The following is a 12,756-nucleotide window of genomic DNA, read 5'->3' as shown; positions in this document are numbered from 1 at the left end:
GTATGGTTGCGTGGGGATCTTCCACCGTAAAAGCTGAAAGAATCCCCAGCGAACCACTAAAAAATCAAAAGAAAGTGAGAAAAAGAACATGAAGAAATTAGTATCAAGATTTATGGCAGTTCTGATGGCAATGACCATGATACTGTCCATGAGCATGACTGCATTTGCAGCAGAAGCTTCAAAAGGCACACTGACAGTTAACAATACAGTAGCAGGAAAGACTCTGGATCTGTATCAGATTTTTACAGCAACAAAAAGTGGCGATAGTGTAGCATATACACTGAACAGTGCATATGAAGGATTCTTCCAGAGCAAAATTACTGATGCTTCTACATTGAAAGGTGAAGCATTAAGTGAAAAAGCATATGCATATGTTAAAGATCAGGTCGGAACAGATGGAAGTAATGGCGCAGCGTTTGCAAAAGATATCATGGGATGGATTCTTGAAAATACTGCAACTGTAGAGGCTACTCATACAACTGCAACTACAACCGATACTACTACAGTAATTAGTAACCTGGATTATGGATACTATGTAGTTTATCCATTAGGTGCAACAGATACATCTACAGCACCTGGAAATGAAGCAGTAAAATCCGTAGCTTCTTTAGTCAGTGTTACAGGTAATGATGCTACAGTTAATATGAAGAGTAATTACCCGACAGTAGACAAGAAAATTATTCCAGCACAGAGTGGAAGTGGACTTACAGTTGGTGCTATTGTGAATCCTTCATGGGAAGGTATTCATCAGGGAGTCTTAGGTGAAGATGATGAGAACGCTCCTGAGGATACCATTGCACCACATGGTGCAGCAGATGAAAAGAAAGCTGAGGATTTTGCGATTGGTGACACCGTTACTTACCAGCTGACTTCTAAAGTACCGGATATGACAGGATATAATTCTTATACCTTTAAATTTAGCGATACCTTATCCAAAGGACTGGATTTAAAAGAAGTACTGTCTGTAAAAGTTGGAGATACAGTACTTAAAGCAGGTAAAACAGAAGCAAATACATACTTACCGACTTATACAACAAATAACGATGGAACACATACGTTAACTCTTAATTTTAATGATTTCTATAATTTATATAAGAATCGTACAGGCGAGACAATCACAGTCGTTTATACTGCAACCTTAAACAAAGATGCTGTTATCGGTATGAATCCAAATACCAACAAGGCGGTCGTTGAGTACAGTAATGATCCGAAGTCAGATGGAACAGGTACATCCGAACCAAGCATCGTAGATGTACATACTTTCAATTTTACAATCTTCAAATATTATTTAAAAGGTGAGACTCAGACTGGACTTGCAAATGCAGAATTCGAGCTTTACAAGGCAAACGAAGCAGGCGATGCAGCAGATACAAATGCTAAGATTAATATTGTAGACGAAGGAAACGGCGTATACCGTCAGGCAACAGCTGATGAAGCTAAAGCAACAGACTTTACTTCTGCAAAAATTGTATCTGATGCTGATGGTAAAGTTCTTGTAAAAGGTCTTGATGCTGGAACTTACTACTTAAGAGAGACAAAAGCTCCGGACGGATACAACAAACTTCTCAGCGACATCAAGGTTGAGATCAAACCAGTATATGATAAAACAACTGGCAAACTGACAAGCTATTCAGTTGATTACACATACAATGGAACTACAACAACAGGTAAAGAAATTAAAGATACAAAAACTTCTCCAGAAGTAGCTGTAGAAAACAAAACAGGTGCACAGCTTCCATCTACTGGTAGCAAGGGTGCCCTTATGGTAACACTGGCTGGTATCGTTCTTTTCGGTGCATTAACAGCAAGCAAAGCTTTTGGCAAAAAGAAAGCAAACAACTAAGACATTCTGAAGTTTAAGAATGGACAAAAAGACAGTTCATCTTCCCGGTATTGCACCGGGAGGATGTCTGCTTTTTCTGAAATGTCCAGTGTGGACTGGGTATTTCAGAAGAAACAGACGAAAAGGTGAAAGGTATTATGAAGAAAGTAGTAAAAATACTAAGAGGAATCGGATATCTGGCGGCATTTTCTTTAATTCTATATCCGGTGGTGAGCAATTATATCAATCAGATGAACAGCACAACCATTGCTACAGATTATGAACAGGAAGTTTCGCATTTGTCGGAAGAACAGGAAAATGCAATGATCAAGCAGGCACAGGACTACAACGAAAGCCTGATCGGAATTGGTTCCATAGCAGATCCATTTTCAGAAAGCAATGAAAACCAGACAGAAGATGATGAGTATAACAAACTTTTGAAAATTGATGATACTGGAATGATGGGATATATTGATATTCCAAAGCTTGATGTTGTTCTTCCGGTTTATCATGGAACATCCGAAAAAGTACTGCAGTCAGGTGTAGGACATCTGAAAAACACCTCGCTTCCGGTAGGCGGTGAGAGCTGTCATGCGGTATTATCCGGACACCGTGGACTTGCAAATGCCAAGATATTCACCGACCTAAACAAGATGGAGGTTGGAGATGTATTTTATATTAAAGTTCTTCATCATACCTTTGCCTATCAGGTGAATCAGATTCTTACAGTATTACCATCAGATACAGATGCTTTACAAATTGAAAAAGGCAAGGATTATGTAACGCTGGTCACATGCACTCCTTATGCAGTTAATACACACAGACTGCTTGTACGTGGCACCAGAATTCCGTATGAAGAGGCACAGAAGATAGATGAGGAAGTTGGTCTTCATCATACAATTCCATTCAATTTGATTCTATTGATTGGGGGAATTGTTGCTTTGATCATCATATGGGTGAGCATTAAATCTCATAAACGCAGGAAGGAGAAAAAACATGAGCAGAATAATTAAACGTAAGCGAATATATATGTGTATGGCCAGTGTGATGTGTATGCTTTTACTCCTCATTCCGTTACCTGTGTCTGCGAATGATCAGGGAAGTATATTATTAAAAGCAACTGTTGAAGATGAGACCACGGTATATAAGCTAAGTAATACTGAATTTACGATGTATCAGGTTGGAACATATAAAAATAATTCATGGGCATTAGTGAGTGAGTTTGCAAAGTCTGGAGTCATATTTGATTTTGAGGATTCTTCTGCTCAGGCAGAAGCTGCAAAAAAACTGGGAAAATATATACAGGATAACGGCATCCAAGGAATATCAGGGAAGACCAATTCCGATGGAGAAGTTATGTACAGAGATCTGGAAAAAGGTGTGTATCTTTTTGTGCAGACACAAAAAACACAAATTGGAAATCAAGTATATCAAAGCGAACCTTTTATCATAACAGTTCCAGGTAATTATGATGGTCAGATAATTTGGAATGTAACGGCAGAGCCTAAATTTAAAAATGAATCGATACCACCAATTACCACGAATACGCCACCAGTTTCAGAAGAACCATCAGGTGATAATAGCAGTCATACTCCAAATGTAAAAACGGGAGACGATACGAATGTAATTATGTGGCTTTCCTTAATGGGAATATCCTTAATCATATTTAGTATATGCAAAAGAAAATTCCATAAATAATATGAGAAGATCGGGAAATCCCGGTCTTTTCGTTTAACTACATAACTGGCATAATCCAAAGGCAAACGCCTCCGGAGGTGCACCGTATGGTGTCACCTGGGAGGAAAAGGAGCTGAAACCTTGGGAAGTTTTGGAAGAAAATGAGCGAGTTTCCAGTGCAATCTTATTTATCTCTTGTGACAGCAACAGATTCCCGCTTTGCCGGAAGTAAATCTGAATTGATTTCAGGAGCATCGAGCAGTGCTGTGAAATTCTGTCGGATGATATCCAGTGTCTTTTGCTTTTTCTGCAGTTCCTGTTTTTCCCGAACAGTAGCAGCCTGTTCAGATTCAAGATTTTCAATTCGCTTCTGAATTTTATTAGAGCTTGGAATTTTGGTAACACCGAGATCCTGAAGCTCTTTTTTTAGTGAATCGTGCAGTTGGTATTCTGCCTGATGTTTGGTGCGGTATGATTTTGGATTTTTAGCAGATTTGCAATCTTCAATCACTTTACGGCAAAGCCGGTAAGAATCGCAGTGTTTCTGAATGACTTTCTGTGTGCTCAGCTCACTGTTGATTTGTGTTATTCTCTGATCGGCAGCTTTAACAGAAGCTTCAATGTCAGAAACATGCTGTTGGAAATCCTCATAATTCAGTAGGTTGTTTTCGGAAAGATAGTTGAAGGTGCGGGCTGCCTCTTTCAGATTATTGAGTTTTGCCCATCGTTCAAATCCTTCTCGATTGCCGGTCGTAACATAAGTGGAAATATTGATATACAGGCGAGCATCTTTGGACAGATGCTTTGGAGTTTTCACTTTGCTACGATTTTTTGCCAGACGGATGCGGACATTTTCTTCGCTATAATAACTTCCGAGAGATTTCATGTAAGTGAAGTCCTTCTGCTCCGGTGCACGGAAGGACAGGTGTTTTCCTTGGCGGACTTCATATCCGGCTAACTGCATTTTTTGTAGAAATTCCTCATAGTTGATGGAAGTCCAGATTGCCTTATCAACTGCAACACGTAGCTTGACTTTTCAACTGGTGCCATGATGATATTCCATGTTCTCTTTATAGCTTTTTCCTTTTTCTCCGGTTGGCATACTGGTGGCAAGTCCATTTTCCTGGCAGATGCGATTACTGATCCGGCAGATTTTATGGTAGCTCCGCTTATTGGAAATGATCATTAACGCCCATTGTCACCGTAACCTGTTGGATGAATCTTGTATTTAGGTCGCAGTTTATGATGACAGACTGGAGGTGACTTCTCCGGGTGGATTATATAACGGATTAACTTATGAGGAAGTCATGAATGGTCATTCGAAGATCCGGAATAAAGGCATTGCCAATATATTCAGTCAGATGGGACTTGTAGAAGCATGGGGAAGCGGAATAAAAAGAATCCTTAATGCTGCAGAAGAGTATGGATTTTCGAAGCCGAGATTTCAGGAATTCGATAATATGTTTCGGGTAGAGCTGTTCCGTAGTTCATTTCCGATGACAAATGGAAAAGAAAACATCGGAGAAACATCGGAGAAGCATCGGAGGTAGTGTGGAGAACAGACCTCAACGATACACAGCAAAAGATTATAAAGTTACTTTCAGAAGATCATCAATTATCAGCAGTTAAGTTAGCTGAAAAAATTGGGGTTGCCAGTCGAAATATTGAGAACAATATTAAGAAGTTAAAAGAGTATGGTATTCTTATAAGACATGGATCTCCAAAGAATGGTTACTGGGAGATTGTAGATAAAGATCTACAGGAGTGAGAAGTAAATTAGTCCAAGATAGCTCAAGATTAGTCCAAGAGAATATATATATAAATAACAAAAATAGATTGACATTTTGTAGTAATCAGTAGTAAACTGTACTTGTGGAAGGGAAGTGATATGTTTGGCTAGAAAAACACCAAAAGATGGCAAAGAAGAAAACATACGAGTACGGGTGACTCCAGAACAAAAACAGAGACTTGTTGAGTATGCAGAAAGACACTATCAGAGCATGAGTGGTGTTGTATGTCAGGCATTGGATCTCCTGTACGCAAGAGAAGAACAACAAAATAATAAAGAGTAAAATGGAGTTATTTTGGAGTTTATTTCTTCATAAGCGGTGCGAAAAACGCAAAAACAGAACGCATGTTCGAAATATAAACCTCTAATAACAGCCTTTGCGTGTCATGAAACGCAGTCCGCAAAGGAGTTCGAGTAACGGACTAAAATGCCGAAAGCCTGTATTTATGCGGGTTTTCGGCATTTGTTTTATCGAATGGCTCTAGTTCGGCTCTATTTGTGGGGAGAGTAATAGCAAGATTAAGGAGTAAAAGAATGTAATTACTCTGTTAGTAAATTGACACAAGTTGGCTGTAGAGTATAATTATAGTAAAAGTACAGCAGAAGCTGTCGCAAAGATATTTATAAAAATGTTGTGGAGGTATTGAACATTAATGAATGTAAAATTAAAATCTGCAAGCAAGCAAGCGACTGTAGCCTGGAGGGTGGGAGAAAGATGAAGAAGTGCAAATTAGTACAGAATATAAGAAATTTCAAATTTTGTTATTTTATATTTTGCATAATGATATGTTTGGTTGTTTTTCCTGTTTCCACATCTGCCCAAGAAAATTCTGATCATGTTATCCGGGTAGGATCTTTTGAGGAGACTTATAATGTAGTCAATGAAAAGGGAGAAAGAAGCGGCTATGGTTATGAGTATCTTCAAGATATTGCAGGTTATGCAGGATGGACATATAAATACATAACAAGTGATTGGAAAAACTGCTTTACACAGTTGGAAAATGGAGAAATTGATATTCTTGGTGGCATTTCCTATACAGACGAACGTGCTGAAAATATGCTTTTTTCCGATATGCCTATGGGGGAAGAGAAATATTACATCTATACGGATGCATCCAATATGGATCTTACAGCAGGAAATTTGGATTCTTTTGAGGGAAAAAATATTGGTGTGCTTAAAGATAATATAACGGAGGATGTGCTTAACGAATGGGAGTTAAAGTATGGTCTGCATACGCAGCATGTCAATGTTTCTAATACCGCAGAAGTTATGGACAAACTGTCGAAACACGAAATTGACTGCTTTGTTTCGGTAGAAGAATCCCGTTGGGAAGAATCGGATATTTCACCGATTACAAGTATTGGAGAGACAGAAATCTATTTCGCTATAAATCCAGAACGTCCGGATATCAAAGAAGCACTGGATAGTGCTATGCGCAGAATCAAGGATGACAATCCATTTTACACTGATGATCTCTACAGGCGTTATCTTTCTGCACAGAGCAGCTCGTTTCTTTCAAAAGAAGAAAGGGAGTGGATCGGGCAGCATGGAGCAATCAGGATAGGGTATCTGAATCAGGATGGAGGTATCAGTAGTGTAGATCCATCAACAGGCAAATTGACAGGTGTTATCACAGATTATGTGGATCTTGCAGAAAATTGTCTGCAAGGTCAGACTCTGGAATTTGAATTAAAGGGGTATGATACAAGAAGTGAACTGCTTCAGGCATTGCAGGATGGAAAAATAGACCTGATTTTTCATACAAACCAGAATCCATACTTTGCAGAAACAAAAGGAGTTGCTTTGTCGGATACGCTATTGACTCTCAATATGGCAGCAATTACGGCAAAGGATTCTTTTGATGAAAATAAAGAGAATACAGTTGCCGTTGAAAAAGATAATTTTTCATTGAAGGCATATCTTTCATACAATTATCCAAAATGGGAGATTATAGAATATGGGACATCAGATGCAGCAGTAAAAGCGATGCAGAAAGGGGAGGCAGATTGCATTGTAAGCAGTTCAGGTACTGTTTCTGACTATTTGAAAAATAATAAGCTTCATAGTGTTTTCCTGACAAAAGAAGCCGATGTTCCATTTGCTGTTCGGCAGGGAGAACCGGTTCTTTTGTCCATTCTGAATAAAACACTGACATCTATGCCTACAGCTCAATTTTCGGGTGCAGTAGTTTCGTATAATGCTTCCTCACGAAAAGTTACAGTGAGGGATTTTATTCAGGATAATTTACTGACAGTTTCACTTATCGTTGGAATTTCTTTTTTCGTTGTTCTGTGTATCATTCTTCGTTCTTGGAAGAAGTCAAAACGTGCGGAGGAAAGATTCAAGAAATCTGCTGAACAGGCATTAAAACTGAATCAGGAACTGGAAGAAAAACGGCAGGAATTACAAAATGCACTTGTAGAAGCACAGAGTGCCAATAAGGCTAAGACTTCCTTTTTAAATAACATGTCTCATGACATCAGGACGCCGATCAATGGCATTATGGGCATGCTTACAATTCTTGAAAAAAGCGGAAATGATGGTGTGCGGGCAAAAGATTGCCTGAATAAAATAAATGAGTCTTCGAAACTGCTATTATCATTGGTAAATGATGTTTTGGATATGGCAAAGTTAGAATCGGATACCGTGGTTTTTAGTGATGAATCCATCAATCTGGATCAGGTATGTAAAGAAATCACGGAGTCGCTATACTTTCAGGCAGAAGAAAAAGGACTTCATGTTATAGGAGAACATGATGATTACAGTGGTATATATGTTTGGAGCAATGCAGTTCATCTGAAAAAAATATTGATGAATCTGTTTACAAACAGTATGAAGTACAATAAGGTGAATGGTTTTATTTACATGAGTATGAGAACGATTGAAAGATCAGAAGATCACATGACATGTGAATTTAAAATAAGAGATAATGGAATTGGAATGTCAGAAGAATTTATAAAAAATCAATTGTTTACTCCATTTGTACAGGCAGATAATTCCCCACGTTCTGATTATAATGGGACAGGTCTGGGAATGCCTATTGTGAAACAACTTGTAGAAAAGATGGGCGGAACCATAACCGTTGAAAGCAAGCTTGGTGAAGGAAGCTGTTTTACTGTAATACTTCCATTTAAAATTGATACGAATGCACGGTCAGAAGAAAAAGAAGATTTTGATGCAGATATATCAGATATCAGGATATTGCTGGTTGAAGATAATGAGCTGAATGCGGAAATAGCAGAATTCATGCTGACGGAAAATGGTGCTAAAGTAGAAACAGTGAACAATGGGTTAGAAGCTGTTCAGCACTTTGAAGCTTCCGCACCGGGAACGTATGATGTTATTTTGATGGATGTTATGATGCCGGTGATGGATGGTCTTACAGTTACAAGAACAATAAGAGCTCTGGAGCGGCAAGATGCAAAAACTATCCCTATCATTGCTATGACTGCAAACGCATTCAGGGAAGATGCCGAAAGGTGTATGGAAGCAGGAATGAACGCACATCTTGCAAAGCCGTTGGATGATGAAAAAATTAAGCAGACCATAAGCGAAGAGTTGAGAAAGCAAAATGCCTGTCATGAATGATTATGAGGCAACCGCAGCAATCAGGAGCCTTCCAGGTGCATGGGATAAGCAGGCAGGAAACATAGAGAGAGGATTTTGTTATGACAGAACAGAAACTGTATCAGTTTTGTGATACAATGGCTGCATCTGAATACCGCTCGCTGATCCGTCCATTTCTGGATATCTCTACACTTTCATCAAGATTGAAGGCGGAAGAATGCATTTCCACAGAATACCGTATGTGTGATGGCAGTTGGCACAGGATGCTTTTTACTGTAAAAAAAGGGATGAGTCTGGAAATGTAACCCATGTTTGTAAAATACGTGAAGAGTTGAGACGTTTTTGTATTAAATTAAAATTAGATAAAAGGCATGTGAAATACGATGATGAAAAATAACTATATAAAACAAAAAAGAAAAGATCAAAATCCGGTAAATCATTGGAAAATTTTTGAGGGACGGTTGGTATTCCTTCTGGCAATGGTGATTTTGGCTGTTGTCGCATATACTTTTATTTTACAACAAGCATATACCAAAACTGCTCTGAAAACAGAAATTGAACGAGATATTTCCAGTGCAGATGCGGTTCATAAGCTGGTAAATGACAGACTGGGACGAAAAGATTTTAATGAAATAAAAAGTAAAGCTGATGAGAATACAGAACTATTCAAGAATATGTCGACATATATGAATGAAATCAGAACGCTGAATTCTACGAGATATATTTACACAGCAACCAGAAATGAAGACGGTAGATTGATTTACGTTGTAGACGGACTGGATCCATCGGCTGGTGACGTCAGACATCCAGGAGATCCGATTGAAAAGGAGATGGTTCCTTATATAGAAAAAGCACTTTCTGGAAAAACAGTATATTCTCAGGATATTGTTGATACAACATGGGGACCTATTTTTACAGCCTGTTATCCTGTGACAGCGGAAGATGAATCTAATGAAGTGATAGGTGCTTTCTGCATAGAAATGGATATGCAGAAAGCGTATGGAATGGTTGAGAAGACGAATAAGTTAAGTATTGTACTGGGATGCATTACAGCGTGTATTTTGGTAATATTATGTACCTGTGGATATTCTGTATATAAGAAGCAAAAAGAAAATGAGCAGAAACAGCAAAAACTGTTGCAGGAAGCTGCAAGACTGGCCGATTCAGCTAACAAAGCAAAATCAACATTTCTATTTAATATGTCTCATGATATTCGTACCCCTATGAATGCAATCATTGGATATGCAGAATTGGGAGAGAAACATTTAAAGGAGCCAACTATATTAGAGGATTACTTTGAAAAAATATTATTGTGCGGAAAGAAAATGCTGCATTTGATTGATAACATTCTTGAATTAGCACGAATCGAAAACAACCAAGCAACGCTGGATGAAACAATAACAGATGTTTCTAAAAACTTTGATTTATGTATTGATATGTTTAGAAAACCGATAGAAGAAAAACATCAAACACTGAAAGTCAATAAGAACATTCGATATCCATACCTGCATATGGATGATGCAAGATCATCTGAAATTACGATTAACATTTTGAGTAATGCTGTGAAATACACGGGTGAAGGCGGTAACATAAGCTGTACATTGAACCAATATCCCGGCGAAAAAGAAGGTTGGAGTGTATTAGAGCTTATCATAGCAGACAACGGAATCGGAATGTCAGAAGAATTCCAAAAACATATTTTTGAATCATTTTCACAGGAACGATCTTCGTCAGACAGCGGAATAGAAGGTAGCGGACTTGGCATGGGAATCGTGAAGAAACTGGTGGATTTAATGAATGGCAAGATCACAGTTCAGAGCAAACCGGGAGCAGGTTCTACTTTTACAATCACGCTTCCATTAAAAATAGCAAATGCGGAAGAAAGGAATCCGAAACATGCAGACGGTCAGTTGAATATCAAAAAACTGGAAGGAAAAAGGGTTCTTCTGGTAGAAGATAATGACTTGAACGCAGAAATTGCAACGGAACTTTTGACGGAAGAGGGAATCATGATAGAAAGAGCGGAGAACGGCGTTGCATGTATTGATATGTTTAACAAAGCAAAGCAAAATTACTACAGTCTGATTCTGATGGATATTCAGATGCCGATTATGAACGGATATGAAGCATCCAGGAGAATTCGAGAACTGAAAGACGGTAACAAATCGCAGATTCCAATTGTTGCAATGACAGCAAATGCGTTTGAAGAAGATAAGAAGATGGCTTTGGCAAGTGGCATGAATGATCATGTTGCAAAACCAATAGATATGAATGTATTATTGCCGACTATTATGAAATATATGTAAAGGAAGAAAGAAGGACACTGATTTTGTAGTCAGTGTTCTTCTTACATATCAGTCGACTAAAGAAAAACATTTTATCCAGTCCATTCTTTTTTGTCAGTTTTCTGCCGGCAAGTCAGAGAGCAGGACATTTCCGTTGACGGTACTTGCCTGAATGGTGAATGCAGAAATACCGGAGCGGGTGAATGTTTTTGTGTAGGAATCCGTTCTTCCATTGGAGACGAGGCGGATTTTTCCGGTTGTCGTGGATGCATGAATGGACGCATCGGCAAGGTCGTGCGGGAGATGGAGTTTCACGGAACCGTTGACGGATTTTGCTGTCAGGTACTCGGAACAGGTTCCCTCGAAGAGGACTTTGCCGTTGACACTGTTTAAGGATGCGCGGGAGCAGTCGCCGGTGATTTCAAGTCTGCCGTTTGTGGCGGAAACATCGAGGCTGTCTGTGCGCAGACGGGTCAGGACGATCTTTCCGTTCGCAGCCTGTATGCGGCAGCTGGATGCGGAAAGGGAATCGCCGGTGATTTTGCCGTTTGTGGCGGAAATTTCGAGCGTAGTAAGGGAGAGGGTATCAAGCCCGGTCGCGCCGTTCAAAGAGCGGAGCGTCAGCTTCTGTACGGTGGACGGCACCTGGAAGGAGAACACCTCTTTCTGGTGATTATTGCAGAAAAGATGTTTCCAGAATACGGAAGGGATGAGCTTTTTCTCTCGCAGACAGAACGTATTGCCCTCAATGCCTGCTTCGAAGCGGTCCGGATCGAAGTCGCCGGAAAAGTCAAACTCAACCGAAGCGGAAGTGCCCGGAGCAAAGTCGGCAGAAGCGTTCCGCAGGGAGATTTCCATAGCGGTGATGGCGGTGGAAGGGGCGTACGGGTAGTTCGGATGTGTTTCTTCAGAATTGGAGTGGATTTTCTCCTGTGGCAGCACGTTTGCAACAGGCTGCTCCGTTGTGGCATATTCCTGACGGAAAAATTCGAGGACATCGTCGACATTGCCGAGTTCCGCACAGATTTCCTCATCGGAGAGACCCTGGCTGCGGGCGTCGGCGAAATGGGATTCGAAATCGTTTAAAATTTCCTCTGCGGCGGCAGAATCAAAGGATGCAAGGCCCTGTTTCAATGCATTCATATAAGTTTCATACGTTGTATTCATCATGATTTTCCTTTCTATCGTCAGATCGTTTCATCTGAAATCAGTCGGTTGATCTGCTGGGTGAAATCCAGCCATTCCTGTTTTTTCTCCTGCTGATAAGCTGTTCCTGCTTCAGTCAGATGGTAATATTTCCGGGCAGGGCCGGATGCGGATTCCTGCAGATACGTTTCCACGTAACCGGCTTCCTTGAGTCGTTTTAAAATCATATAGAGCGTTCCTGCGGCGATGGACATTTCGCGGGAAATGGCGTCTGTCAGCTCATAGCCGTATTTGTCCTCTTTTGTCAGCTGGGAGAGGACACAGAGCTCGAGGACGCCCTTTTTGAGTTGTGGATTCATATGAACACCTCCTTGTTGAGTAGATCATAGCACAGACTATATCATAATGCAATATAGCAAACCAAATTTTTATCCTGCCATGTGTTCGATTTTGTACATGGAAATGACTT

At 39.8% G+C, this 12,756-nt stretch carries 12 protein-coding genes; 9 read left to right on the top strand and 3 right to left on the bottom strand.

Annotation, left to right across the window (positions count from 1 at the left end; all coding sequences use genetic code 11):
* Positions 1-88 precede the first annotated feature (88 nt).
* The 3 genes from DW769_RS10335 to DW769_RS10325 all read left to right on the top strand — a co-directional run bounded on the left by DW769_RS10335 (position 89) and on the right by DW769_RS10325 (position 3,520).
* Positions 89-1,843 (top strand): SpaH/EbpB family LPXTG-anchored major pilin, encoded by a 1,755-nt coding sequence (locus tag DW769_RS10335; RefSeq protein WP_118750352.1) that lies wholly within the window; start codon positions 89-91, stop codon positions 1,841-1,843.
* Between the two features lie 137 nt (positions 1,844-1,980).
* Entirely contained in the window at positions 1,981-2,835 is an 855-nt protein-coding gene (locus DW769_RS10330; RefSeq protein WP_118750347.1) for a class C sortase, read from the top strand.
* A complete protein-coding gene (locus DW769_RS10325; protein WP_118750346.1) occupies positions 2,819-3,520 on the top strand; it encodes a pilin N-terminal domain-containing protein in 702 nt (233 codons plus the stop codon). Before DW769_RS10330 ends, DW769_RS10325 begins: the two co-directional genes overlap by 17 nt.
* 163 nt (positions 3,521-3,683) lie before the next feature.
* On the opposite strand, the gene DW769_RS10320 is transcribed toward DW769_RS10325, so the two are convergent.
* Positions 3,684-4,463, bottom strand: a complete 780-nt coding sequence (locus tag DW769_RS10320; protein WP_243105446.1) for a hypothetical protein — start codon at positions 4,461-4,463, stop codon at positions 3,684-3,686.
* Between the two features lie 295 nt (positions 4,464-4,758).
* On the opposite strand from DW769_RS10320, the gene DW769_RS10315 reads away from it, so the two are divergent.
* The 6 genes from DW769_RS10315 (at position 4,759) to DW769_RS10290 (ending at position 11,162) form a co-directional block, all read left to right on the top strand.
* Positions 4,759-5,049: an ATP-binding protein gene (locus tag DW769_RS10315; RefSeq protein WP_243105445.1), complete on the top strand. Its 291-nt coding sequence runs from the start codon at positions 4,759-4,761 to the stop codon at positions 5,047-5,049.
* Positions 5,049-5,267, top strand: coding sequence for an HTH domain-containing protein (locus DW769_RS10310; protein WP_235853176.1), 219 nt, complete (start codon positions 5,049-5,051; stop codon positions 5,265-5,267). Before DW769_RS10315 ends, DW769_RS10310 begins: the two co-directional genes overlap by 1 nt.
* 124 nt (positions 5,268-5,391) lie before the next feature.
* Positions 5,392-5,571 (top strand): hypothetical protein, encoded by a 180-nt coding sequence (locus tag DW769_RS10305; protein WP_028086473.1) that lies wholly within the window; start codon positions 5,392-5,394, stop codon positions 5,569-5,571.
* A 432-nt stretch (positions 5,572-6,003) separates the two neighbouring features.
* Complete coding sequence (locus tag DW769_RS10300) at positions 6,004-8,877, top strand: response regulator (protein WP_118750345.1); 2,874 nt, start codon at positions 6,004-6,006, stop codon at positions 8,875-8,877.
* An 80-nt stretch (positions 8,878-8,957) separates the two neighbouring features.
* Complete coding sequence (locus DW769_RS10295; RefSeq protein WP_118750344.1) at positions 8,958-9,161, top strand: hypothetical protein; 204 nt, start codon at positions 8,958-8,960, stop codon at positions 9,159-9,161.
* Positions 9,162-9,239: 78 nt separating this feature from the next.
* Positions 9,240-11,162 carry a hybrid sensor histidine kinase/response regulator gene (locus DW769_RS10290; protein ID WP_055221365.1) on the top strand — a complete coding sequence of 641 codons (1,923 nt, stop codon included), beginning with the start codon at positions 9,240-9,242 and terminating at the stop codon, positions 11,160-11,162.
* 93 nt (positions 11,163-11,255) lie between these two features.
* Here DW769_RS10290 and DW769_RS10285 read toward each other — a convergent pair whose 3' ends face one another.
* On the bottom strand, positions 11,256-12,311 hold the full coding sequence (locus DW769_RS10285) for a DUF4097 family beta strand repeat-containing protein (RefSeq protein ID WP_118750343.1): 1,056 nt from the start codon (positions 12,309-12,311) through the stop codon (positions 11,256-11,258).
* 17 nt (positions 12,312-12,328) lie between these two features.
* A complete protein-coding gene (locus DW769_RS10280; protein ID WP_022463160.1) occupies positions 12,329-12,646 on the bottom strand; it encodes a PadR family transcriptional regulator in 318 nt (105 codons plus the stop codon).
* Between the last annotated feature and the right edge of the window lie 110 nt (positions 12,647-12,756).

The sequence above is a fragment of the Blautia sp. AM29-29 genome (assembly GCF_003480555.1).
Classification (GTDB): Bacteria; Bacillota; Clostridia; order Lachnospirales; family Lachnospiraceae; genus Fusicatenibacter; species Fusicatenibacter saccharivorans.
Note: the sequence above shows the minus strand (reverse complement) of the source record. Positions and strands in the feature narration are given on the sequence as shown.

Coding starts and splice junctions, on each gene's coding strand:
- DW769_RS10280 (WP_022463160.1), bottom strand. CDS start 12,646: ATGAATCCACAACTCAAAAAGGGCGTCCTCGAGCTCTGTGTCCTCTCC.
- DW769_RS10330 (WP_118750347.1), top strand. CDS start 1,981: ATGAAGAAAGTAGTAAAAATACTAAGAGGAATCGGATATCTGGCGGCA.
- DW769_RS10320 (WP_243105446.1), bottom strand. CDS start 4,463: ATGCAGTTAGCCGGATATGAAGTCCGCCAAGGAAAACACCTGTCCTTC.
- DW769_RS10290 (WP_055221365.1), top strand. CDS start 9,240: ATGATGAAAAATAACTATATAAAACAAAAAAGAAAAGATCAAAATCCG.
- DW769_RS10300 (WP_118750345.1), top strand. CDS start 6,004: ATGAAGAAGTGCAAATTAGTACAGAATATAAGAAATTTCAAATTTTGT.
- DW769_RS10335 (WP_118750352.1), top strand. CDS start 89: ATGAAGAAATTAGTATCAAGATTTATGGCAGTTCTGATGGCAATGACC.
- DW769_RS10295 (WP_118750344.1), top strand. CDS start 8,958: ATGACAGAACAGAAACTGTATCAGTTTTGTGATACAATGGCTGCATCT.
- DW769_RS10325 (WP_118750346.1), top strand. CDS start 2,819: ATGAGCAGAATAATTAAACGTAAGCGAATATATATGTGTATGGCCAGT.
- DW769_RS10285 (WP_118750343.1), bottom strand. CDS start 12,311: ATGATGAATACAACGTATGAAACTTATATGAATGCATTGAAACAGGGC.